The organism is Flavobacterium sp. AK-301 (assembly GCF_058310215.1).
In genome coordinates this window covers 40,704-66,277 of sequence record NZ_JBZEES010000008.1, presented here as the reverse complement: position 1 = coordinate 66,277, position 25,574 = coordinate 40,704, and the positions used below count along the sequence as shown (strand labels likewise).

Below are 25,574 nucleotides of genomic sequence, written 5' to 3'. Positions count from 1 at the left end.
ATTTATTAGTTTATGATAACATTATTTTTGCTTTTTTAATTGCTTCTACCATACTATCAATTTCTTCTTTAGTATTATAGAACGCAAAAGAAGCTCTTATTGTACCCGGAATCCCAAAAAAATTCATAATCGGCTGCGCACAATGATGTCCTGTTCTCACGGCTATACCTAATTTATCAATAATAGTCCCTATATCATACGGATGAATCCCTTCTATATTGAACGATATAACGGACGTTTTTTCTTCTGATGTACCAAAAATTTTCAATCCTTCTATTTCAAGTAAACGCTTTGTTCCATAAACTAATAATTCCTTTTCATATTGTGCAATATTCTCAAAACCAATAGAGTTCAAATAATCTACAGCGGTTCCGAGAACTATCCCTCCGGCAATATTAGGTGTTCCTGCTTCAAATTTATGAGGCAGATCAGCATATGTTGTTTTTTCAAAGGTAACTTCTTTTATCATTTCTCCACCACCCTGATAAGGAGGCAGTCTATTCAGCCATTCTTCTTTTCCGTATAAAATCCCTGTTCCGGTCGGACCACAAATCTTATGCCCTGAAAAAACATAGAAATCACAACCCAACGCTTGTACATCAGGTTTAATATGTGGAACAGCTTGTGCTCCGTCAATTAAAACTGCGGCACCAAACTGATGTGCTTTTTGAACCATATACTCGATTGGATTAATAGTTCCCAACGCATTTGAAATATGATTAACTGCCACAATCTTAGTTTTTTCGGATAATAACGCATCATACTCTGCCATAATCAGTTCTCCTTTTGTATTCATCGGGATCACTTTTAGAACAGCTCCTGTTTTTTCACATACCATTTGCCATGGTACAATATTAGAATGATGTTCTAATGCTGATACCAGTACCTCATCTCCTGTTTTCAATAAAGAAGCAAAACCAGCAGACACTAAATTGATACCATGGGTTGTTCCTGCTGTGAAAATAACCTGTGATGATTTTTCTGCATTAATATGTTTCTGGATTGTAACGCGTGAAACTTCGTAAGCATCTGTAGCTAACTGACTTAATGTATGAACACCACGATGTATATTGGCATTGATCTCTTCATAATATTTTACAATGGCATCTATAACTACTTTAGGTTTCTGAGCTGTTGCAGCATTATCAAAATATACTAATGGCTTTCCATTTACTTTTTGTGAAAGTATTGGAAAATCTTCTCTTATGGTCTGAATATCTAACATATCTTAATATAAAAATAACATGGTTGCAAAGTTACGTTTTGTTATTTAAAATAAGAATAAATTAATATATGATTTGCAGAATATTATGAATCTATATACTTAAAAACATGAACTGTATTACTAAAATTTCACATCAATAGATTATCAAAATTAATTATAATTATAAAATAAATAACACTTATTTTAATATAAAACCCCTCTGTAATGTATAAAAAAACAATATTCTTTTTGTCAAAATAGAGAATAAATTTTTATATTTTATTTGTTCAAAATACAAATTATTATTTTAATATTATCATATTAAAACACATATTTCAATAATTATATCATTTTTATTTTATAAATTACATTCTTTTTTAACAAAATCATTTGTCTTAAATTTTTTGTTTTTTATTTAAAACACCTGGATTTAAAACAGATGGAGAAATTAATTCAATAAGGGATTACTACTATTTTTCTTCAACTGAAATTTTGTATAAATTATAGAATAAATTATAGAATAAATATGAACAACAGAACATCAAACAGCATTCGACTAATTACGTATAGTTTACTTGGAATCTTTTTTTTCTTTATCGAAATAGAGTTCATCTGGCTCAATAAAGGCATGAAAACAATTCCCATTGATCATGTATTACAATTAATTATAAGAAATGAAAATTTAGAAATCTTCGTTTTGGGGTATCTCTTATCAGCTGTTGCTTTTGGTGCAATTAAACCATTTGTTACAAAGTCCTATAAGAAAGATGTAAGTACTTTTATTTTTTCTGCCTTAAAGATTTTTGGTCTTATGCTGGCATTGGGATATGTTTTTAATGTTTTACCACCCATTCTTATGACCGAAAACCCCAACAGTATTCCTTTTATTGTAACGAAACTAATGATCCCTATTGGAGTTGTAGTACCTATTGGAGCTGTTTTGCTTTCGTTTATATCTGATTATGGGTTAATGGAGTTTATGGGCGTGTTTTGTCGCCCTGTTATGCGTCCGATATGGAAAACTTCCGGTAGATCTGCGGTAGATATTGTTGCTTCGTTTATCGGCAGTTATTCTGTGGGGTTACTCATTACCAATAAAATGTACAAAGAGGCGAAGTACAGCACTAAGGAATCTATTATAATCGCTACCGGATTCTCTACTGTCTCGGTTTCTTTTATGATTATTATCGCAAAAACATTAGATATTATGCAATATTGGACGTTGTTTTTCTGGAGTACATTAGTGGTTACTTTTGCAGTATCTGCAATAATGGTCCGAATCCCTCCTATCAGCAAAAAAAAGAATGATTATTATAATGGTCAGGAAGGCGAAAAAGAAGTTGTTATACAAGGGAATATCATAAAAACGGCATGGAATGAAGCTTTAACGGCAGCAGCTAAAGCTCCTCCTTTAGCATCTTCTGTCAAACGAAATACAATAGACGGGTTATTAATGGTTTCAAATATTCTACCTTCTATTATTTCTATTGCACTAATAGGTCTTCTTTTAGCAAACTACACTCCTGTTTTTGATTGGTTATCATATCTATTTTTACCATTAACTTATATATTACCTTTCCCGGAAGCGGAACTATTAGCTAAGGCTGCTGTTCTTGAACTTCCGGAAATGTTCTTACCGGCAGCTCACGTAGCAAGTATGGATGTAGATTTAGGTACTCGATTTATGACCGCGATATTATCCATTTCGGTAATACTGTTTTTTTCTGCTTCTATTCCTTGTATTTTAGCTACAGATATTCCAATTTCTGTAAAAGATATCCTGATTATTTGGTTTGAAAGAACTGTTTTAACCTTACTATTATCAACTCCTATTGTGTATTGTATTGTACATTATCTGATATAAAAGTTTAGAGATATTTTAAATTTACGATATATGATATTGTTATAGAGAGGAAAGAATCAAGAGACGGGAATAAAGACATAAAGCAATCATTATCAGGTTATAATGCGCGAATTACGATGTTTGATATACGATTTATTCCTGCAAAGTCTTTTTTGACCTTGTAGGTTTTTCAATCATTCATCTATTCAAAAAAATCAGAACGAGAATCACACTACTGATTCTTTCAAACCGTATTACATCTATATTCTAAAGTAAAAAATGAATTGATTACACATTATTAGCTAAAAATAAATAAGTTAAACATTAATAAAATATTGATATGTACTTTTAAATTCAATAAAGCATCTCCTGGATTTTCATAATCTTCTCAACAAAACAATTCCTTCCACTCCATATACTTACATCTACTTTTTTTGGTGTAATAGTATAATCCGGAATAGGAAATCCGATCTCTACAGTACCTTCGTCATGAATAAAAAACAGATAATCCATCAAACCAATCTTTTATTATGATTTATGTTAAATTTAAATAATCGTTTAAGACGAGATTCTTTAAGTATGGAAAACATTCTTGTCTTCCAAAAACTAACATTTTTTTAAGAAAAAATTCCTTTGGAAACTTAAAAAAAAGAAATAGATTTGCTTTTATTTAGATTAATTAAAAATAACAACTTAACCGATCCTTTAATGAAAACATTAAAACCCCTACTTGTAATGTTATGCTTAACATTTGCTGTTATTTCTTGTAAAAAAGAAGACAAAAAAACGGAAGAGACTGTCTCTAAGCCAATAGCTGTTCATAAGATCATCTCCCTTAATGGTACTGTTACTGAAATCATAAGTGATCTGGGGCATGAATCTGAGATAATTGGTGTTGATGTAACCAGTACTTTTCCTGAATCTATAAAAAGTAAGGCAAAAGATATGGGGCATGTTCGTTCTCTTTCTATAGAATCTATTATGGCTTTACAACCTACTCTTATACTTGGAACGGATAAAGATCTGAGTCCGGAATTACTAAAAAAAATAAAAGAATCAGACATTGAAACTCATATTTTCACTCAGGAATATACTACTGAAGGAACTAAAAAATTAATTGAAGAGATAGCGACTGTTCTAAAAAACAATGACTACAAAAAACTACAAAACAAAATCGATGAACAACTAGTACAGGTACAACCTATTGAAACAGCTCCAAAGGTATTATTCATTTACGCAAGAGGTATGGGAACCTTAATGGTAGCCGGAAAAAACACTCCTGTAGAAAAGATGATCTCTTTAGCCGGAGGGCAAAATGTAATAACAGAGTTTGAAGACTATAAGCCGCTGACTCCGGAATCATTATTAAAGAACAATCCGGATGTGATCTTACTTTTCAGTTCAGGACTGGAAAGCTTACACGGAATTGATGGTTTATTGAAAATTCAGGGGGTAGATAAAACAAATGCCGGAAAAAACAAAAGAGTGATCACCATGGATGGACAATTACTATCCGGATTTGGTCCAAGACTTGGTGAAGCAGCAGTAGAATTAAATCATTTATTACTGAATAATGCAAAATAGACTTCCTTTATATCTCCTTATAAGCCTGTTATTGTTACTTCTGTTAGCAATAGCATCACTGTATATGGGAGTTTATAATTTTGAAAAATATTCTCTTTACGAAATTTTTAAAAGTCTCTTTTCGCAAAACGCATCTGTTTCTACGAATGACCGATATGTTTTGTTACAATTACGTCTTCCTCGTATTGTTATGGCAATTCTGGTGGGGAGTGCACTGGCAGTTTCAGGAACTTGCTTACAGGGAATGTTCAAAAATCCGTTAGCAACACCGGATCTGATCGGTATTACTTCTGGTGCATCTTTATTTGCTGCGGTAACTATTGTACTGGGCAGTACGATAAAAGCCTATATCCCGGAAGTATTGCATTATTCAATGTTAAGTATCAGTGCATTTATTGGCGCATTTATAACCATGAGCTTTATTTACCGTATCTCCACTTCGCAAGGAAAAACTAATGTTGTTATTATGCTACTTTCCGGCGTTGCCGTTACTGCATTAGCAAGAGCGCTCACCGGTTTTCTGACCTATTTATCTACAGATGAAGAACTTCGAAACCTGACATTCTGGGACTTGGGAAGCTTGGGTGGTGCCAGCTGGACGAAAAACAGTATTCTGGCAGTGGTAATTATCGTTTCTTATTCTTTTCTGATCACAAAAGGGAAAGCTCTTAATGCCATGATGTTGGGAGAAAAAGATGCTGCTCATCTTGGCATTCAGATAGAAAAAATAAAAAAAGGGATTCTTTTATTAACTGCCTTATTAGTAGGGACATCAGTTGCTTTTTCAGGAACAATCGGTTTTGTGGGACTGATAATACCTTATATATTAAGGCTGATATTTAAATCTAATTATCATATTATTTTGCCTCTTTCTGCTGTTATCGGGAGTATATTACTGCTTTGTGCAGATACGATCAGTAGAACTCTGGTCGCTCCATCGGAAATTCCAATAGGAATTTTGACCGCATTTATGGGAGCACCAATATTTATTGCCATACTACTACATTATAAAAAAGCATTGTAATTATGATAGAAGCACATCAGGTATCGTATTCTCATAAAAAAACACCTATTCTGAAAGGTATCAATTTCACGGCAAATTATGGTGAACTCCTTATTATTGTGGGTCCTAACGGAGCAGGGAAATCTACCTTGTTAGGAGTATTAGCCAATGAAATGTCCAAGAAAAATGAAAACATTCTTTTTAAAAAGAAAACATTTACGGAATGGGACTCAAAAGATCTGGTAAAAAGCAAAGCGAAGTTTTCACAACAAAACAGTAGTGATATTCCACTTTCAGTAAAAGACATCGTGATGATGGGGCGCTATCCTTATTTCAACGCAACTCCTCTTCCTACTGATGTGGAAGCAGTAAAAAAAGCAATGGCAACAATGGATCTTCTCTCTATGGAGACCCGTAATTACAATTCTCTGTCGGGAGGAGAAAAACAAAGGGTTCATTTAGCCAGAGTATTGACTCAACTGGATAATGAAATACTACATAAGCTTCTATTTCTGGACGAACCGTTGAATAATTTAGATGTTTCACATCAACATAAGATCCTACAGACGATAAAAACTTTCACAAAAAAAGGAAATACGGCAGTCGTGGTACTTCATGATCTGAATCTGGCAGCACAGTTTGCAGATTCAGTCTTATTAATGAAAAAAGGAGAGATTATTGCTCATGATATTCCTGAAAAAGTCTTCACAAGAGAAATTATCAGTAAAGTATATAATTTTCCCTGCACAATCTGCCCTAACCCGGTAACAAAAAATCCAATTATAATTTTCGGAACTTAAATATTTAAAAGTATGAATACAATAACTAATAATTTGAAGACACAATGGGAAAATCTGAAAACAGAAACTCCACATTTAAGAATCCGTAACGCTGCTGAAAAGTTGGGTGTTAGTGAAGCTGAACTTCTTGCCACTCAGTGTGGTGAAACGGTAATCCGTTTAAAACCTGAATTTACAGCGATACTTATGGAAGTGGAAACACTGGGTAAAGTAATGGGACTGACTCGTAATGATGAATGTGTACATGAACGTAAAGGAATTTACTCTAATGGTGAATTCAATTCCCCTTATGTAGGCTTATTTGTTAATGAGGATATTGATATGCGTGTTTTCCCGAATCACTGGGATAAAGCTTTTGCGGTACAGGAAAAAACAGAACACGGAGACCGAAAGAGCCTACAGTTCTTTGGTAAAGACGGTCTGGCAATTCACAAAATATACCTTACTCCGGACAGTAATGAAAAAGCATTTGATGCATTAGTTGAAAAATACAAATCAGATAATCAGGAGCCAGCGGAAACGGTTACTGAAGTGCCTCTGAACATTGATGAAAAACCGGATACTGACATTGATATTGCAGGATTTAAAGCAGCCTGGGAAGCTTTAAAAGACACACATGATTTCTTTAATATGTTAAAAAAATTCGGTGTGACCAGAACACAAGCTTTACGTTTAGCACCAAGTGAATTTTTTGCTAAAAAACTGGATAATGATACCGTTGTAAAGATTTTACAAGATGCCTCTGAAGCAAAATTTCCAATAATGGTATTTGTTGGAAACAGAGGAAACATCCAGATTCACACCGGTTTAGTACGAAAAATAATGTGGCATAATGAATGGTTCAATGTTATGGATCCTGATTTTAACCTACACCTGGACACTACTAAAATCGCTCAGACCTGGATCGTAAGAAAACCAACTGAGGATGGTGTTGTAACAGCTATTGAGGTGTTTAATGAAATGGGAGAAATTATTGTACAACTATTCGGAAAAAGAAAACCGGGCATCCCTGAAATGGAGGAATGGAGACGTTTAGTCGCTTCTGTAGAATAAATTGTACGTCCTATTTATAATCAAAAACCCTGTGAATTGTCCTTCACAGGGTTTTTTAGGAATAGTAAATTATAAATTCTACCATTCAAAAAATATACAATCGTATTGATTTCCCCGATGGTGCGGATTTGCAATCCGTGAGCTCATCATACAAACACAATACATACCTATAACTCTTTTTCATTAAGGGCACGGATTAAAAATCCGCACAATCTGTTCCTATTCTTAAACCTGATATATAAACATAGCTGCAACTCTATTTATTCCGGAATAATTATTCGCTTTCACCTGAATATTCGGCTATATTCTGCTCTTTTAACAATCCTCCTTCTTTAATTATTTTTTCTATTCTTTTAGCTATATTCTTTAATTTTTTTGCATAATCCGGATCCGTAGCATAACCTGCTTTTGCTATTGCATCAATAAATTTATAAGGATTTTCTTTTACGGCTAAAGCATTGGCGTATCTGGGATTTTGATAAAAGAAAAGACCGTGGTCTGTAAAACTTTCTTCTGGTGTGTCGTATTTTCTAAACCAGTCCTTCACTATGTATTTGTATCTTCCGCTAAGTAGTCGGGTAATTGAAATAATTACAGGAAATTCCACGTCAGGTGTTTTTAAAATCTCGGTTGTTCTGAGTAATTGTTTTTTATCATCAGGAGTATTGGGTTTAGCCTTTACGCCAAATATCATATTACCACGTATACTCTTTCCCCATCCTGTTTCCAGAGCTCCTTGTGCTAATATTGCCAGAGCTGAAATTCCTGTTTTTTTTTCTGATGCTTTCGCAAAAGGATAAAATTTATGTGTAAATTCTTTTGGTGTCATAATTTCGAGTTTTAGAAGTCCTCATCAGGACTGTTATTTTCATCTTTATCTGTTATAGCTTTGGTATCACCTAAACTATTAAATTTGGTCAATCGTTCCATCCCTGTAGAGGTAAATTTACCTTTAGTAATTACGGATAGGTTGCTAAATGCAGAAAACACAAGGTAGCTTGATATAATTAAAGTATAATAGTAATAGAACTTATATAACGTTTATTATCAATTATTTATTTTGCTGAAAAATAAATTATAATCATACTGGTATTTGTAAAGATAAAAAAAATGAATTCATTGGTGTTTTATTTCGGTGCAAATTCTGCAACAAAACCATTTTTATCAACAGTTAATTCTCCACCACTGATACAGATTGATCACAAAAATCAATTTATATAGAAGCAAATATTCCCCGCCAAAAAGCTTCTTAATACTTTTACCCCAGTTTTTAAAATTTAGGTTTTTAGAACGCCAGTTTGAAGATGTTCATTTTGAATATCTTTCCACATTTTTACCCTTTTCTGTAAACTTATTTCTATACAACTCCTATTTTATATCGTTGAGAATAAAGTCTTTGAAAACAGATTATTTAATGCCTCAAAATATAAAAAATTAAAATTGAGGCTTTTCAAAGTTGTATTGGATATTCAACAATGTTTTACATTGTCATGTGATTTCCCCCGCTGGCGCGAGCATCTTGCTCGTAACCACATAAAACTATTTCCTAAAGTTAAAATGAACTAAAACATTACGAACTAGGACACGAGCAAGATGCTCGCGCCAGCAGGGTATTACCGGTTTTTCTAGTTTAAAGTTTAGGGTTAGCGTAGAGAGAAAGAGTCTCAGTATTCAGTCGCCGTGTTGAACTGACTTTCAGACTTTCGACATTGAACTTTCAACTTATTCGGAACGCAAAACAAAATTATAAAATATATAATCTTTATATTTACGTATCTTAAACTACCTTAAAATGAATAAAAACTATCAAGTTATTGTTGATAAAGAATCGTATTACGATTCAATTTCTTTACAACAGACAGCAATTGATGCGCAGTTAACAGAAACAGCTCATTACCACCTTATTCATCAATACAAATCTTTTAAAGCGGAAGTTGTATCGGCAGACTTTAATTCTAAAACCTATACCATTAAAATAAACCAGAATGAATATAAAGTAACCATTCACACTCCTTTAGACAATCTAATAAAAGAAATGGGGTTTGAAACAGGAAAAACAAAACAGATCAATGCTCTTCATTCTCCAATGCCGGGTCTTATACTAAAAATCAATGTTGCAGTGGGAGATACTGTAAAGGAACAGGAACCATTACTTATCCTGGGAGCCATGAAAATGGAAAACAGTTTACTTTCTCCTCGCTCAGGTATTATTAAATCTATTGTTGTCAAAAATGATGAAGCGGTAGATAAAGGTCAGTTATTAATTGAATTTGAATAATCATGAAAAAGATATTAGTTGCTAATCGGGGAGAAATTGCATTAAGAGTAATGAAAACAGCCCGAAAAATGGGTATTAAAACTGTAGCGGTCTATTCTACTGCAGATCGTAATGCACCTCATGTACGATTCGCAGATGAAGCGGTTTGTATAGGTGAAGGTCCTTCTAACCAATCCTATCTGTTAGGGGATAAAATTATTGAAGTAGCTAAAGAATTAAACGTGGACGGAATCCATCCGGGTTATGGCTTTTTATCAGAAAACGCCGATTTTGCAGAAAATGTAGAAAAAAACGGTATTACTTTCATTGGACCTTCCGCTAAGGCAATCCAACTTATGGGGAATAAACTGGCTGCTAAGGAAACGGTAAAGGCGTACAATATTCCAATGGTTCCGGGTACGGATGAAGCAATTACAGATGTAAATAAAGCAAAAGAAATAGCTACAGCAATAGGTTTCCCTATTTTGATCAAAGCAGCTGCCGGAGGTGGAGGAAAAGGGATGCGCATTGTAGAAAACGAGGAAGAATTCGAATCTCAGATGCAGAGAGCGATCTCAGAAGCATTATCTGCTTTTGGAGACGGTTCTGTATTTATTGAACGTTTTGTAAGCTCTCCACGCCATATTGAAATCCAGATTATGGCAGATCAGCATGGTAACACTCTTCACCTTTTTGAAAGAGAATGCAGTGTCCAGAGACGGCATCAAAAGGTGATTGAGGAAGCTCCTTCTTCTATATTAACGCCTGAAATTCGTCAAAAAATGGGTGAAGCGGCGATAAGAGTTGCTCAATCCTGTAATTATGTGGGAGCAGGAACGGTAGAATTCTTATTGGATGAAAATAAAAACTTCTACTTTTTAGAAATGAACACCCGTTTACAGGTAGAACATCCTGTAACGGAACTTATTACGGGTCTGGATCTTGTAGAATTACAAATCCAAATCGCCCGTGGAGAAGTACTGACCTTCACTCAGAAAGATCTGAGCATCAAAGGACATGCATTAGAATTACGTATTTATGCAGAAGATCCTCTGGATGATTTCTTACCTAGTGTGGGACATTTAGAAACCTATAAATTACCTACGGGTAAAGGGATCAGAGTAGATAATGGTATTGAGGAAGGAATGGATGTTCCTATTTATTATGATCCTATGCTGGCAAAACTGATCACATACGGGGAAACCAGAGAAGAAGCTACTGAACTGATGTTACAGGCAATTAGTGATTATCTGGTAAAGGGAGTAAAAACAACTTTGCCTTTTGGAAAATTTGTCTTTGAACATCCTGCTTTTACAGAAGGGAATTTTAATACTCACTTCGTGAAACAGTATTATCAACCTGAACTGCTGAAAAAAGAAAGAGAAACAGAAACTGAGCTTGCAGCTTATATTGCTCTAAAAGAATATTTAAAGGACTTAAATCAACTGCGTTTACCAAAATGAAATCACTACATATGAAATCGCCACTAACAACTAATTTGTTGCAAACAAATACCAATAAAGATAAAGCGATACCATATGACCATTAAAAAACAATAAATAGCTACATATGAAATCCAAAATAAAAGAATTAGAACATAAAATATCCCAAGCTCAACTGGGAGGAGGTAAAAAAAGAATAGATACGCAACATACTAAGAAAAAACTGACTGCTCGCGAACGAGTAGAATATCTGATGGATGAGGGTTCTTTTGAAGAAATCGGCATGCTGGTTACGCATCGCACAACTGATTTTGGAATGGATGAAGAAATTTATTACGGTGATGGCGTTATTACGGGTTACGGAACTATAAACGACAGACCGGTATATGTTTTTGCACAGGATTTTACTGTTTTTGGTGGAGCTTTATCTGAGACGCATGCTGAAAAAATCTGTAAGGTCATGGATATGGCATTAAAAACAGGCGCTCCGATGATCGGATTAAATGATTCAGGTGGTGCTCGTATTCAGGAAGGTGTACGCTCTTTGGGAGGTTATGCTGATATTTTTTATCGAAATGTTCAGGCTTCGGGAATAATCCCGCAGATTTCTGCTATTATGGGACCTTGTGCGGGAGGGGCAGTATACTCACCTGCAATGACAGATTTTACAATGATGGTGGAAAACACCAGTTATATGTTCGTCACTGGTCCAAATGTTGTAAAAACGGTTACTAATGAAACGGTTACAGCTGAGGAATTAGGAGGAGCAAGCACACATTCCAGTAAATCAGGGGTAGCGCATACTACTTCTGCTAATGATGTAGTATGTTTAGAAGATATAAAAACACTTTTAAGTTACCTGCCTCAGAATAACCGGGAAAAAGCACCGTATATACCTTATACTTTGGAGAGTGAAGTACGAAATCAATTAGAGAATATCATTCCGGATAATCCTAATAAACCGTATGACATGAAAGAGGTTATTAATGGAATCATTGATAAAGATTCTTTCTTTGAAATTCATAAAGATTTTGCAGAAAACATTATTGTAGGGTTCTCAAGAATTGGAGGAAGAAGTATTGGGATCATTGCAAATCAGCCCCTGTTCCTTGCAGGAGTATTAGATGTGAACAGCTCTGTCAAAGCCGCTCGTTTTACTCGTTTTTGTGATGCTTTCAATATTCCGTTATTAGTATTAGTAGATGTGCCGGGATTCTTACCGGGAACGGATCAGGAATGGAACGGAATTATCGTACATGGGGCAAAACTATTATATGCTTTGAGTGAAGCTACTGTTCCGAGAGTAACAGTAATTACAAGAAAAGCGTATGGAGGAGCTTATGATGTAATGAACTCGAAACATATTGGCGCGGATATGAACTACGCGTGGCCAAGTGCTGAAATCGCTGTAATGGGAGCTAAAGGGGCAAGTGAGATCATCTTCAAGAAAGAAATTTCTGAAGCAACAGATCCAACAGCAAAACTTTTAGAGAAAGAAACTGATTATGCTAAGAAATTCGCAACGCCTTATCAGGCAGCGCAACGTGGGTTTATTGATGAAGTAATTCTTCCGCAAGATACCCGCAGAAAACTTCTTAAAGCATTTGCCATGCTGGAACATAAAGAGGTTATCACCCCTCAGAGGAAACACGGAAATATTCCACTTTAAATTTAGTTGATAATTGATAGTTAATAGTTGATAGTTTTTGCAAGTTGTTAAATAAATTTTACTCTTTATTACAACTATCAACTTTCCACTGAAAACTATCAACTAAAAAAAACCGGATCTCTCGTAAAAAAGATCCGGTTCTCAAATAAAACTAACTAAAAAAAACTTATTTCAATAATTCATACTGAAAAGTAACGTTTCCTCGCTCACCAGCGGGAGTATAGAATGAAATGAATTTGATTTTATATATATTTCCTTCTGCGTCTTTCAGTACAAAGAAACGATCATCATATACACTTGGAGGGTTGGTTGTTGTAACTCTCCAGTTCGGACCTATAGCTCTCTGATCTTTTGCTTCTGTTGTTCCAAATTTAGCATTATCCACTTTTGCTAAAACAAAAGCATCAAATGAACCTCCTTCAGCAGTAAGCACCTGATAAGCTGTAACTCCTGCTCTTGAATTAATAATTGCAAATTCAGGATAGAAATAACTGATATTATATCCCTGCCCCGGGTAAGGAATTAAATTAGTAAACGTTGTCAGATTCAAATCCCATTTCTCTTTCTGAGGCTCTACATTTACTGTAGCATTGGTCTTGAAGCTGAAAAAAGAAAAGTTAAAAGCTACTGCTTTAGAAATTATAATTTCCTGGTGCGTTGTTGCATCCAGATCCGCATACTGCAATTTATAATCGTTTCCGCTTCTTAGTATTCTGATTTTCTTCCATCCTCTTACGTTACCGGTCATGTTCACTTTAAAGGCTGCTGCCGGAGTTTCAGATATCTCCTGACCTAAGTTTACTAAATACACTTTGTTATCAGCATCATTCGCAGAAATAGCTGCTATAAGAGTTCCGTTAATATCTCCTGACGGCTGATCTACATAATTTGCACTGTTTGGATCTTGAAAATTACCAGTTGTTACCGTTTCGTCTGCCACTTGTATCTCGTCAATATTAGTTGTATTTAACTGCTTTGCAGCCATTTTATTAATAGAACCGTTTAATATTACTCTGAAATCAGCACCGGAATAAAAACCTAAATCCCAGCTTGTTCTAATAACTTCTGTTTCTTTAGTAGTACTTAAATCGATATATACCTGGTTTGGCAAAGTAGAACCTCCTGTTTTAGGCTGTAATACTGCTCCGGAAGAAGGAGGGGTTACAACAACTTCTGTTCCGGAATCGTCACTGCTGCTGCAACTTATGATGCTTAATAAAGCAAATGATAAAATAATTATTTTTTTCATGGGGTCAATATTTAAGTTAAAAGTTAAGGTTATAAGTAAGTTTACAATAATAGGATCGACCGTAACCCAGCAGAATATCTGTTGAATTGGTATGACCAGCTGTACCTGCTGCCTGACTCTGCTGAACACGGGTAACGTCAAATAAGTTTCTGGCTCCTATTGTTACATCAAAACGTTTGTTATAAAATGTTTTTCTTATAGAAGCATCCATCCAGCTGTAAGATTCTATATCTGATAGTTTAAAATCGGAACCTACCTCTACGAATTGTTGTTGTTTTCCATTGAATTTGTAATAAACAGAAAATACTGTATTCCATTTTGGAACAGTATACGCCAGATTTCCATTGATCTGAAAAGAATAAATAAATTTATCATCAGAAACAGCTTGTCCGTTATCAATTAACTGGGAAATACCCACTAATGAAAATCCGGTTCTTAACAACCAGTTCTTATAAGTTGCCTGATGATTTGAGGACACATTCCACATCTTATATTTACTGATATTTATATACTGATATATCGGATCGTTCCCGATAGGATCCAGACCTACAAAAGCCATATCAATTCTATCATCAACATCCATATAATTTACTGCCAGATCGTTTGACAAAGCAAGTTCTGAATCAAATAAAGTTGATTTTTTTATATTGAACTCATAGGAAGTGCTTGTTTCCGGTACCAGATTCTCATTTCCAAAGAATTTATGTCCTGAAAAGTTTATTTTAGAATACAATTCTTCAAAATTGGGCGTTCTGAATGATTTTCCTAATGAGGTTCGTAGCTCAATTCCATAATCCAGTAAATATCTTAATCCTAATGAAGTTGCATACTGGTTTTCAAACTTAGACTGAGAAGAAAAACGCAATCCGGGACGAATGGAAAATCGATCTGTTGCTTTAATTTCTGATGAAACAAAAAAATCATAGTTTTCAAGTCTTTTTCTAACCTCTTTCTGTGTCTGATTATCTCCATCAACAATCGCAAAACCATTATTATTTGAAAGTTCATAACCCAACTGCAAATCAACCATCTCATTTTTAAAGAAATTACTCAATGTTCCTGTTGAATAGAAAACTTCTGTTGACTGATTTTTCTTTCTCTTATTTCCGGTTTCTCCCAGATTAAAATAGTAATTAAAATCTTCAACATCTCTCTGTTGTTTCTGGTGTGACAGAGACACATTATAAGTAAGAGTAGAAAAAACTTTACCAGTTCCGTTTATATGATGATAAAACCGGTCTGTGATGTATCTTTTGTCTTTGGAGTATTTAAGCATCCCCGTTGACGGAGAGTAATCTGTACTTACAACAGGATTAAAGAAATCAATGTTTTCATTAAAGTAGTCAAATTTATAAAAGAATCTGAAGTCATTTCTTTTATAACTTAACATTGCGTTAGTGGTATATTGTTCTTTTGGCAACCAGCGATATCCTCTCAACCCGTCATTTATATCATGGTCTTTTCCTTTCTGACCATCGTAATATCCTTTAAAATCATTTCTGTTTCCTCCTACGGAAACAGACCAGTTATCTGAAATAGTATGTGCTACTCTTAAAGCCTGTATATGTTTTCCTTCATCAAATAATTTGAATTCTTTCCCTACTGTTTCTTCCTGCGCTGTAGCGGATATTTCCCATTTGTGCTGAGAAGATTTTTTAGTAATTATATTTAAAATACCACTTACGGCATTTCCTCCGTGCGTTACTCCCATAGAACCTTCTATAATCTCGATCTGCTCTACATCATCAAGATTAATCTGGGTCAGATCAATATTATTTCCCAATCCACTATCACTAACTAAAGGAATATTATCTACTAATATTTTGAAATATTGTCCATCAAGACCAAACATAGATACTGTGGAACGTCCTGTATTAGAACTTGGAGTAATCGTAATATTCAAATACTGATTCAGAACATCAGCTAAATTATTAGCTGCCTGCCTTTGAATATCCTGTTTTGTTATTAATCTTACATTAAAAACAGATTTTTTAATGGATTGTGGCTCAAACTGCCCGGTAACAACGACTTCATCAAGGGTATTAACTCCAGTAGAACCTTTTGGTTTTTCCTGAGCGAAACCAACTGCACTTATAATAAATAATGGAACAAGTAAATAATTCTTAGATAACATAAGTTGTTAATGTTTAGATTGATTCTAAATTGCAAATCTAAAACAAGAGATTTTCTTATGCAAGCTATTTTTATTAAATCTAAATAAAGATTTGTTACCTTTATCTCAAGTTATCTGATGTTAAATTTATATTTCTAAAGTTTTTGTATGTTATTCTCTTAACAGGCTTCCGAAAAAAATACTGAAAGTCTGTTTATTTTGTATATTTAAGTTTTTCAAATAAACAACGCATGATCGATATAAAAAACAGAGGTCTGGTACTCGAAGGTGGTGGTATGCGAGGCGTATTCACTTGTGGAGTATTAGACTATTTTATGGATAATAACATTTACTTTCCTTATACAATAGGTGTATCAGCGGGTGCTTGTAATGGTCTATCTTATATTTCACGTCAATGGGGCAGAGCCAAATACAGCAATATAGAATTATTAGAGAAATACAACTATATAGGTATTAAGCATTTTATAAAAAAAGGGAGATTTATTGATTTTGATCTCCTTTTTCATGAGTTTCCGGAACATATTATCCCATTCGATTATGACACTTATTTCACTTCTCCTCTACGTATAGAAATAACTACAACCAACTGCCTGACAGGTAAGCCAAACTATTTTGAGGAAAAAACAGATAAAAAACGTCTTATGGATATTGCCAGGGCGTCAAGTAGTCTACCCATTATGTGTCCGATAAGTTATGTTGATTCTATCCCCATGCTGGACGGAGGTATCTCTGATTCTATTCCCCTACTGCGGGCAATAGAACAGGGCTATACAAAAAATGTAGTGGTACTTACCCGTAACAAAGGCTATCGCAAAAAAAGCAGGAATATAAAGATTCCCTCTTTTATATATAAAAAATATCCTGCAATACGTGAAGCACTCGGCAAGAGAAACAGCTTATATAATTCCCAAATGGAATTAATTGAAAATCTGGAAAAAAAAGGACAGGTATTTGTAATCCGCCCACAAAACCCAATAAAGGTAAATCGAATGGAAAAAGATACAGAAAAGTTATTCGCGTTATATAAAGAAGGGTATGAATGTGCGGAAAGAATGGCAATAAAGTCATATTTACTTCCCAGACCTTTTCTGAAATAGGTTTTGAAAACCTGTTAGGAATAAGTATTGTTATCTAAAAATAAAGAAGCACTTGCTATTAGCAGGTGCTTCTAATTTATACTCTAACTAAGTCTTTTTACAAATCAAAATCAATATGAACTCCTAATTTTTCAGCAATTATATTGGTAATTATTTTTTTCAATGCCGGTATCTTTATACTTGAAATTACTTCATCGGTAAAAGCATACATCAGTAAAGCTCTGGATTCTTTGAATGGAATCCCTCTTGACTGCATATAAAACATAGCACTCTCGTCTAATTGTCCTATTGTGCAACCATGTGAACATTTCACATCATCAGCAAAAATCTCCAACTGAGGTTTTGCATTAATAACGGCTTTATCACTTAACAGAATGTTATTATTCTGCTGGAAAGCATCTGTTTTCTGTGCATCTTTTTCAACATAGATTTTACCGTTAAAAACGCCTGTGGATCTACCGTTATAAATTCCTTTATAATTCTGGTGACTTTCACAGTTCGGTGCAGTATGATCCACTAATGTATAATGATCAACGTGTTGTTTTCCTTCTATAATAGTAATTCCTTTTAGAGTCGACTCCAGTCTTTCTCCCAAGTGATAAAAATTCAGATTATTTCGGGTGATGTTTCCTCCAAAAGAAAAAGTGTGAATGGAAGCGTTACTTTTCTGATCCTGAGAAATATAAGTATTATCAATTAAATTAGATTCTAACTCATCATTCTGAATTTTATAATAATCTAAAACCGCTCTTTTACCTACAAATATCTCTGTTACGGAATTCGTCAAAACAGGATTATTATTTAAACTCTGATGACGTTCCATGATTTGTACTTGTGCATTTTCACCTATAATGATAAGATTTCTCGGCTGTAAAAATAAAGCGGGTTCTTTACCTGTTGAGAAATAAACGATCTCAATTGGCTTCTCTACTATTTTACTTTTCGGAACATTTATGTAGGTTCCTTCAAAAGCAAAAGCAGTATTTAAAGAGGTAAGACTATCTTCTGAATTCACTGTTTTATTAAAACAATTATCAATTATTTCTTTATACTCCGGTTTTGTTAATGCTGATGATAACAGATCAATAATAAACCCTTCGGCTGCAACTGAAGATAAAGAAGCACTGTAAATACCATCTACGAAAGCTACTCTGTAAGTCTCTGTTTCATCCAAAAAGTATTGTTTCACCTGTCCTGTTTCAATCGTATTCTCCATTGACGGAAAAACATTGAAATCATTTTTCAATATTGCATTAAGGGAAGTGTATTTCCATGCTTCGTCTTTTTTTGACGGAAAACCTTTTATTTCAAAATTCTTTAAAGCGCCTGTACGGATAGTATGAATATTCGGCTGAATAGTTGTACGCTCCTCAAAAGCTTTAAAGGATGAGATTAATTTTTCTTTTAATTCCATATTTTTTATAATGTCTTAAAGTAAAAACGCATCATGTTTTACAATAATATATTTTACTATTTCTGACTTTTCTGAAGATATTTTATAAAACCACTTAATAATTTTTAAATATCTGTTATTTCTATAAATAAATCTTCAAATTCTTGTTTTGTTATATAATTCAAATCAAAAGCTAAATATAATTGTGAACGTACTTCTCCAGCAGATGCTTTAGCAACATACAGAAAATAGATAAATTTTTTATCTGTATTTCTTTCAAAACCTTCGGCTATATTTGAAGATATTGATAGTGAAGCTCGTCTAATCTGTCTTACAAAATCGAAATCTTTTTTAAAATTTCTATTCTCTGTCACTAAATAAATATTTTTATTTAAGAACCTTGATTTTTGCCAAGAATTAATCTCTTCAAAAGAATCAAATTTCCCCATTTACTTAGTGTTTTTTTAGGCTTTCGACTTTAAGACCTTCAAACTTTTGACGTTTTTTTATCCTAATTCAACTTCTTGTTTGATCCAGTCATAGCCCTTTTCTTCTAACTCGTAAGCTAGTTCTTTTGTTCCTGATTTTACAATTTTTCCTTTGTACAGAACATGAACGAAATCCGGAACGATATAATCCAGCAATCTCTGGTAATGTGTGATCACAATAATTGCATTTTTATCGCTTTTCAGCTTATTTACACCATTAGCAACAATTCTGAGGGCATCAATATCCAATCCTGAATCTGTTTCGTCAAGAATCGCTAATTTAGGCTCCAACATTGCCATTTGAAATATTTCATTTCTTTTTTTCTCTCCACCGGAAAAACCTTCATTAAGAGAACGGGATAAAAACTTTCTGTCGATCTCCAGTAATTCTGATTTTTCGCGAATCAGTTTCAACATTTCATTCGCCGGCATTTCTTCTAAACGATTTGCCTTACGTGTTTCATTAATTGCTGTTTTCATGAAATTCGTCACAGAAACACCCGGAATTTCTATTGGATACTGAAAAGAAAGAAAAACGCCTTTATGAGCTCTTTCTTCTGGTGCTAATTCACCTATATCTTCTCCTTCAAGAAAAATCTGACCGCCTGTTACTTCATAAGTTTCATTTCCTGCAATTACAGCAGAAAGTGTACTTTTTCCGGAACCATTAGGTCCCATAATCGCATGTACTTCACCTGCCTTTATTTCCAGGTTAATTCCTTTTAAAATCTCTTTCCCTTCAACACTTGCGCGTAAATTTTTTATTGATAACATTCTTATTAATTTGAAAATGAGTTAATTTGAAAATTTGAAAATTTCCAATATGATTATTTTTGTTTTGACGTGATTATTATTTTATTAACTATTCTTGAAATACTATTTAACTGATCAATTAAACTACCTGAATTTGGATAATTCTCTGAAAATTTACATAAATCCAACCAATAAAACGTCTCTTCTATTTCTTTTGCCTATATTTTAAACTTATGAATAAAATCTGCTTTACTTTCTGCATTTTGTGCTTCTCTTATATTTGCGCCAACCGAAGTTCCTGATTTTAATAACTGATTTGCAATGACAAACTTTTTATTACTCTGTAAATTCTCACAGTATTTAATAATATCAAGAGCAAACTGAAAGGTTAAAGTTATAATTACATTTTCTTTCTTCTCCATTTTCAAATCTTCAAATTAGCACATTTTCAAATTGATCTATCCTACAGACCCTTCTAATGAGATTTCCAGTAATTTTTGTGCTTCTACAGCAAATTCCATAGGGAGTTTATTCAAAACTTCTTTACTAAATCCATTTACGATAAGCGCAATTGCTTTTTCTGTGGGAATACCTCTTTGATTACAATAAAACACCTGATCTTCTCCAATTTTACTTGTAGTAGCCTCATGTTCTATTTTTGCAGAAGGGTTTTTAGACTCTATATATGGAAAAGTATGTGCACCACAACTATTACCCATCAGTAATGAATCACATTGTGAAAAGTTTCTGGCATTATCTGCTCTTGAACTAATCTGTACTAATCCTCTATAACTGTTTTGTGATCTACCTGCAGAAATACCTTTAGAAATAATAGTACTCTTTGTGTTTTTACCAAGATGAATCATTTTTGTACCTGTATCTGCCTGCTGGAAATTATTCGTAACTGCAATAGAATAAAATTCTCCTACAGAATTATCTCCTTTTAAAATACAGGAAGGGTATTTCCAGGTAACAGCTGATCCTGTTTCTACTTGTGTCCACGATATTTTGGCATTGTTCTCACACAATCCTCTTTTGGTTACAAAGTTAAAAACACCACCTTTACCTTCTTTATTTCCCGGATACCAGTTCTGAACGGTTGAATATTTGATCTCTGCACCATCCAGAGCTATCAGTTCTACTACGGCAGCATGTAACTGATTCTCGTCACGAGACGGAGCGGTACAACCTTCCAGATAACTTACATAACTACCTTCATCAGCAATTACCAGCGTTCTTTCAAACTGCCCGGTTCCTGCCTGATTAATACGGAAATAGGTAGAAAGTTCCATCGGACAACGAACTCCTTTCGGGATATAACAAAAAGATCCGTCTGAAAACACAGCAGAATTTAAGGCTGCATAGAAATTATCTTTCTGAGGAACGACTGTGCCTAAATACTTTTTAACTAACTCGGAATGTTCTCTGATCGCTTCAGAAATGGAACAGAAAATAATTCCTTTTTCTGCTAAAGTTTTTTTGAATGTAGTAGCAACTGAAACAGAATCCATTACAATATCAACGGCTACACCTGCTAACATTTTCTGTTCGTCAATAGAAATTCCCAACTTTTTAAAAGTATCCAGTAATTCAGGATCTACTTGGTCAAGGCTTTCATATTTTTGTTTTTTCAACGGTGCTGAATAATACGATATGGCCTGAAAATCCGGTTTTTGATAATGTACATTTGCCCATTCCGGTTCGATCATTTCTTTCCATGCACGAAAAGCCTCTATTCGCCATTCTGTCATCCATTCAGGCTCTTCTTTTTTCAAAGAAATAGCGCGAACAATATCTTCGTTTAATCCAATAGGAAAAGTTTCAGACTCTATATCTGTATAAAAACCATACTCATACTCCTTATTCTCGAGCTCTATTTTTAAATCGTCTTCCGTGTACTTACTCATTTTTTTATAATTTAAAAATTTAAAAATTGAACGATTAAATAATTCAAAAATTTAAATTCTATTATTTCTAGTCAAATATTTTATGAAATTTGAAAGATTCTAAGAAATCTCAATTATCAGACGTTATCCGATCTGAATTTCTATTTGCTTGCAAAAGTCTAATTCTTTTGATAAAATTAACATATTTCTGACTTCAGCACAACTCTCTTTCGGAATTTTTAAATATTTTAAAATATTTTCTATAACGAAAAACTTTCCCCGCATCCACAAGTTCTGTTAGCATTGGGATTATTAAAAATAAACCCTTTACCGTTCAATCCTCCTGAAAACTCTAAAACTGTTCCTGCCAGATATAGAAAACTCTTTTTCTCCACTGCAATCTTAATATTATTATCTTCAAAAAGCTTATCATCTTCATTCAGTGTTTTGTCGAATTTTAATTCATACGACAAACCTGAACATCCACCGCTTCTAACTCCTACTCTAACATAATCATTAGCAGCGTCAAAACCATCGTCTGTCATTAAGTCGATAATTTTCTTTTTTGCTGTATCAGATACTTTTATCATAGCCTTTAAATTGATTTTGTCTAAATTAATACGCAAAGATACCACATTTATAATTTTCTACTACACCTACTAACATTTTTATAACTTATGCTATGATAATTATCATCTATTATTCGTGTATAAAAAATTATGTACCCGGTATTTAGTGTTCAGTGTTCAGTATTCAGTAATCAGTAATCAGTATTCAGTAATCAGTAATCAGTAATCAGTAATCAGTAATCAGTATTCAGTATTCAGTATTCAGTGTTCAGTGTTCAGTATTCAGTATTCAGTATTCAGTGTTCAGTATTCAGTAATCAGTATTCAGTGTTTGGTGTTTGGTGTTCGGTAATCAATATCAACTATCTGTTCTTTTCTTTTCTTTCGTTTAAGGTTTAAAGTTCGCGAAGCTGTTAATAACATTTTACTTTTTACAAATAACATATCACAAAAACCACCAACTGCCTTAATACTTAAATATTTATTAAATAACCTCATCTTCCGCATGATATATTGGTAGTTATTATTTTTATGAGTAATTTGCGCAGCTATTTATTCTCTACAAAATCAATTCAGATAAAATGAAAATATATCCTATAGAAAGTGGTTATTTCAAATTGGATGGTGGTGCTATGTTTGGCGTAGTTCCGAAAGTAATCTGGAACAAAACAAATCCCGCAGATGAAAATAATATGATCGATCTGGCAACACGTTGTATGTTGATTGAAAAAGAAAATCGACTAATACTGATCGACACGGGAATGGGAAACAAACAATCTGATAAATTTTTCGGTTACTATTACATGTGGGGAGGACACACCTTAGATAAATCTCTTGCTAAATACGGATTTCACCGAGACGATATTACAGATGTTTTTATGACACATCTGCATTTTGATCACTGTGGCGGAAGTATACAATGGAATAAGGATAAAACCGGTTATGAACCTGCTTTTAAAAACGCACACTTCTGGACCAATAAAAATCACTGGGAATGGGCTGTGAATCCTAATGCAAGGGAAAAAGCTTCTTTTTTAAAAGAAAATCTTTTACCTATGGAGGAAAGTGGGCAACTAAAATTTATCGGTAATTCATCTACAGATTATCTGGAAAAATCAGAGCTGGATTTCGGAATCTTCTTTGCTGATGGACATACGGAAAAGCAAATGCTTCCGCATATTCAATACAAAGATAAAACCATCGTTTATGTAGCAGATCTGCTCCCTACTGTGGGACATATTCCTCTTCCTTATGTTATGGGATATGACACCAGACCTTTACTGACAATGGATGAAAAAGCAAAATTTCTTTCTGCTGCTGCAAACAACAACTATTATCTATTCCTTGAACATGATGCTCATAATGAAATTATAACACTGGAGAATACTGAAAAGGGAGTTCGGTTAAAAGAACGTTTTAGCTGTGATGAAATTTTCGGATAAAATAAAGATTTAAAAAAAATATTCAGAATTTAAATTCAAAAAAATGAAATTAATAAAACCGATTTACTTATCCGCAATTTTAGCTTTAGCTATTACAGGATGTAATACAACAAAAAATACTATTGCATATACTCCTGTTGAAAATGCAGACAATGTTCCTTTAAAAACAGAAAAAATCAGTGATGTTCAGTTAAAACGATGGAGTCATCTGGATCTAATAAAGGATACCATTCCGGGAATGAGTATTGACCGTGCTTATAAAGAACTTCTTAAAAACAAAAAAGGAGTAAAAGTAATTGTAGGTATTGTTGATTCTGGGGTAGATATTGAACATGAAGACCTGAAAGATAAGATATGGACCAACACAAAAGAGATTCCGGGAAACGGAATTGATGATGATAATAATGGCTATATTGATGATGTTCACGGTTGGAATTTTCTGGGAGATGTTGAAAATGAAAATCTTGAACTGGTAAGAATCCTTAAAAAAGGAGATGACGGATCAGATTTATATAAAAGAGCAAAAGAAGAATATGATAAAAAATTAGCTGAAGCCATGGGCAATAAACAGCAGGTGGATTTTATCATTAATGCAGATAAAGAGATTAAAGAACACTTAAAAAAAGACAATTACAACCTACAGGATGTTCTTACCATCAACACAAAAAATATTGCTTTAATGCAATATAAAATGATGATGACACAGGTGTTAAGCAAAACATCAAAAGAGGATTTCGATAAAGAAATCAAAGGATTTAAAGAATATGTTTATGATCAGTTAAACTACAATTTAAATCTAGAATTTGACGGAAGAAAGCTGTTAGGAGATAATCCTGATGATATTACAGATAATAAACACGGTAACAATATTGTTTGGGGTCCCAGTAAAGAAGGAGCTAAACACGGTACGCATGTATCCGGTATTATAGCACAAATCCGCAATAATACTTTGGGTGGTGATGGTGTAGCGAACAATGTGGAAATAATGGCTGTTAGAGCTGTTCCTAATGGTGATGAATATGATAAAGATATTGCTTTAGGCCTTCGTTATGCTGTAGATAACGGAGCAAAAGTAATCAATACCAGTTTTGGGAAATACTTTTCTACTCACAAAAACTGGGTGGATGATGCTATTAAGTATGCAGCTGAAAAAGATGTTCTGATCGTAAATGCTGCCGGTAATGATTCTTATGATCTGGATACTGTAAAAATATATCCTAATGATACAGATGATAACGGAAAAGAGATCTCAAACAATTTCTTAACTGTTGGCGCACTGAACTATGAATACGGAACGGAATTAGTCGCCAATTTCTCAAACTACGGAAAACGTGAAGTGGATGTTTTTGCTCCGGGTGTAAAGATCTATGCAACAACTCCTGATAATACTTATGAATATTTACAAGGAACATCAATGGCTTCTCCTAATGTTGCCGGCGTTGCTGCTCTGATCCGCTCCTACTATCCTTCTCTTTCTGCTGCTGAAGTAAAACATATTATTATGGACTCCGGTTTAAAGATCAACAGATCTGTAATTCTGGGAGGTGATGCGTCTGATAAGCGTATGTTCTCAGAGATTTCAAAAACAGGAACAATTGTAAATGCCTATAATGCTCTAATCATGGCTGATAAACTAGCAAATACTAAATCAACCAAAAAATAACCACACAAATTTTATTTTCCGGGAAGGGCTTAGCCCTTCCTTTTT

22 protein-coding genes are annotated in these 25,574 nt (G+C 33.8%); 11 read left to right on the top strand and 11 right to left on the bottom strand.

Annotation, left to right across the window (positions count from 1 at the left end; translation table 11 throughout):
* Positions 1 to 10: 10 nt before the first annotated feature.
* Positions 11 to 1,225, bottom strand: coding sequence for an aminotransferase class V-fold PLP-dependent enzyme (locus AC4FQX_RS11375; protein ID WP_491167821.1), 1,215 nt, complete (start codon positions 1,223 to 1,225; stop codon positions 11 to 13).
* A gap of 505 nt (positions 1,226 to 1,730) precedes the next feature.
* On the opposite strand from AC4FQX_RS11375, the gene AC4FQX_RS11370 reads away from it, so the two are divergent.
* Positions 1,731 to 3,068: a YjiH family protein gene (locus tag AC4FQX_RS11370; RefSeq protein WP_491167820.1), complete on the top strand. Its 1,338-nt coding sequence runs from the start codon at positions 1,731 to 1,733 to the stop codon at positions 3,066 to 3,068.
* A gap of 333 nt (positions 3,069 to 3,401) precedes the next feature.
* Here AC4FQX_RS11370 and AC4FQX_RS11365 read toward each other — a convergent pair whose 3' ends face one another.
* Positions 3,402 to 3,560, bottom strand: a complete 159-nt coding sequence (locus tag AC4FQX_RS11365) for a hypothetical protein (protein WP_491167819.1) — start codon at positions 3,558 to 3,560, stop codon at positions 3,402 to 3,404.
* A 195-nt stretch (positions 3,561 to 3,755) separates the two neighbouring features.
* Between AC4FQX_RS11365 and AC4FQX_RS11360 the strand changes: the two genes are divergently transcribed.
* From AC4FQX_RS11360 to AC4FQX_RS11345, 4 genes are read left to right on the top strand one after another with little or no spacing between them, the layout of a single operon-like run.
* A complete protein-coding gene (locus tag AC4FQX_RS11360; protein WP_491167818.1) occupies positions 3,756 to 4,631 on the top strand; it encodes a heme/hemin ABC transporter substrate-binding protein in 876 nt (291 codons plus the stop codon).
* The gene (locus AC4FQX_RS11355; protein ID WP_491167817.1) at positions 4,621 to 5,655 is read left to right on the top strand and encodes a FecCD family ABC transporter permease; all 1,035 of its coding nucleotides are present in this window, start codon (positions 4,621 to 4,623) and stop codon (positions 5,653 to 5,655) included. Before AC4FQX_RS11360 ends, AC4FQX_RS11355 begins: the two co-directional genes overlap by 11 nt.
* Positions 5,656 to 5,657: 2 nt before the next feature.
* Complete coding sequence (locus AC4FQX_RS11350; protein WP_491167816.1) at positions 5,658 to 6,434, top strand: heme ABC transporter ATP-binding protein; 777 nt, start codon at positions 5,658 to 5,660, stop codon at positions 6,432 to 6,434.
* 12 nt (positions 6,435 to 6,446) lie between these two features.
* A complete protein-coding gene (locus AC4FQX_RS11345) occupies positions 6,447 to 7,487 on the top strand; it encodes a hemin-degrading factor (protein ID WP_491167815.1) in 1,041 nt (346 codons plus the stop codon).
* 274 nt (positions 7,488 to 7,761) lie between these two features.
* Here the strand turns inward: AC4FQX_RS11345 and AC4FQX_RS11340 are convergent, their stop codons facing one another.
* Positions 7,762 to 8,316: a glycoside hydrolase family 73 protein gene (locus tag AC4FQX_RS11340; RefSeq protein WP_491167814.1), complete on the bottom strand. Its 555-nt coding sequence runs from the start codon at positions 8,314 to 8,316 to the stop codon at positions 7,762 to 7,764.
* Between the two features lie 963 nt (positions 8,317 to 9,279).
* Here AC4FQX_RS11340 and AC4FQX_RS11335 point away from each other — a divergent pair.
* From AC4FQX_RS11335 to AC4FQX_RS11325, 3 genes are all read left to right on the top strand, one after another.
* Positions 9,280 to 9,765 carry an acyl-CoA carboxylase biotin carboxyl carrier protein subunit gene (locus AC4FQX_RS11335; RefSeq protein WP_491167813.1) on the top strand — a complete coding sequence of 162 codons (486 nt, stop codon included), beginning with the start codon at positions 9,280 to 9,282 and terminating at the stop codon, positions 9,763 to 9,765.
* Positions 9,766 to 9,767: 2 nt separating this feature from the next.
* Positions 9,768 to 11,207 carry an acetyl-CoA carboxylase biotin carboxylase subunit gene (gene accC / locus AC4FQX_RS11330; RefSeq protein WP_491167812.1) on the top strand — a complete coding sequence of 480 codons (1,440 nt, stop codon included), beginning with the start codon at positions 9,768 to 9,770 and terminating at the stop codon, positions 11,205 to 11,207.
* Positions 11,208 to 11,313: 106 nt separating this feature from the next.
* Positions 11,314 to 12,855, top strand: a complete 1,542-nt coding sequence (locus tag AC4FQX_RS11325; RefSeq protein ID WP_491167811.1) for an acyl-CoA carboxylase subunit beta — start codon at positions 11,314 to 11,316, stop codon at positions 12,853 to 12,855.
* Between the two features lie 166 nt (positions 12,856 to 13,021).
* Here AC4FQX_RS11325 and AC4FQX_RS11320 read toward each other — a convergent pair whose 3' ends face one another.
* Positions 13,022 to 14,104: an HmuY family protein gene (locus tag AC4FQX_RS11320; RefSeq protein WP_491167810.1), complete on the bottom strand. Its 1,083-nt coding sequence runs from the start codon at positions 14,102 to 14,104 to the stop codon at positions 13,022 to 13,024.
* Positions 14,105 to 14,120: 16 nt separating this feature from the next.
* The gene (locus AC4FQX_RS11315) at positions 14,121 to 16,238 is read right to left on the bottom strand and encodes a TonB-dependent receptor plug domain-containing protein (protein ID WP_491167809.1); all 2,118 of its coding nucleotides are present in this window, start codon (positions 16,236 to 16,238) and stop codon (positions 14,121 to 14,123) included.
* A 230-nt stretch (positions 16,239 to 16,468) separates the two neighbouring features.
* Here AC4FQX_RS11315 and AC4FQX_RS11310 point away from each other — a divergent pair, with 230 nt between their 5' ends.
* Positions 16,469 to 17,335, top strand: coding sequence for a patatin-like phospholipase family protein (locus AC4FQX_RS11310; protein WP_491167808.1), 867 nt, complete (start codon positions 16,469 to 16,471; stop codon positions 17,333 to 17,335).
* A gap of 97 nt (positions 17,336 to 17,432) precedes the next feature.
* Here AC4FQX_RS11310 and sufD read toward each other — a convergent pair whose 3' ends face one another.
* From sufD to AC4FQX_RS11280, 6 genes are all read right to left on the bottom strand, one after another.
* A complete protein-coding gene (gene sufD, locus AC4FQX_RS11305) occupies positions 17,433 to 18,749 on the bottom strand; it encodes a Fe-S cluster assembly protein SufD (protein WP_491167807.1) in 1,317 nt (438 codons plus the stop codon).
* A gap of 104 nt (positions 18,750 to 18,853) precedes the next feature.
* Complete coding sequence (locus tag AC4FQX_RS11300; protein ID WP_491167806.1) at positions 18,854 to 19,177, bottom strand: four helix bundle protein; 324 nt, start codon at positions 19,175 to 19,177, stop codon at positions 18,854 to 18,856.
* Between the two features lie 57 nt (positions 19,178 to 19,234).
* A complete protein-coding gene (gene sufC / locus AC4FQX_RS11295) occupies positions 19,235 to 19,990 on the bottom strand; it encodes a Fe-S cluster assembly ATPase SufC (protein ID WP_491167805.1) in 756 nt (251 codons plus the stop codon).
* 197 nt (positions 19,991 to 20,187) lie between these two features.
* Positions 20,188 to 20,391 carry a four helix bundle protein gene (locus tag AC4FQX_RS11290; protein ID WP_491167804.1) on the bottom strand — a complete coding sequence of 68 codons (204 nt, stop codon included), beginning with the start codon at positions 20,389 to 20,391 and terminating at the stop codon, positions 20,188 to 20,190.
* 36 nt (positions 20,392 to 20,427) lie between these two features.
* Positions 20,428 to 21,876: a Fe-S cluster assembly protein SufB gene (gene sufB / locus AC4FQX_RS11285; RefSeq protein WP_491167803.1), complete on the bottom strand. Its 1,449-nt coding sequence runs from the start codon at positions 21,874 to 21,876 to the stop codon at positions 20,428 to 20,430.
* A gap of 239 nt (positions 21,877 to 22,115) precedes the next feature.
* The gene (locus AC4FQX_RS11280; RefSeq protein ID WP_491167802.1) at positions 22,116 to 22,445 is read right to left on the bottom strand and encodes a HesB/IscA family protein; all 330 of its coding nucleotides are present in this window, start codon (positions 22,443 to 22,445) and stop codon (positions 22,116 to 22,118) included.
* Positions 22,446 to 23,005: 560 nt separating this feature from the next.
* Between AC4FQX_RS11280 and AC4FQX_RS11275 the strand changes: the two genes are divergently transcribed.
* Positions 23,006 to 23,866 (top strand): MBL fold metallo-hydrolase, encoded by an 861-nt coding sequence (locus AC4FQX_RS11275; RefSeq protein WP_491167801.1) that lies wholly within the window; start codon positions 23,006 to 23,008, stop codon positions 23,864 to 23,866.
* 43 nt (positions 23,867 to 23,909) lie between these two features.
* Positions 23,910 to 25,529 (top strand): S8 family peptidase, encoded by a 1,620-nt coding sequence (locus tag AC4FQX_RS11270; protein ID WP_491167800.1) that lies wholly within the window; start codon positions 23,910 to 23,912, stop codon positions 25,527 to 25,529.
* The last annotated feature ends 45 nt before the right edge of the window (positions 25,530 to 25,574 follow it).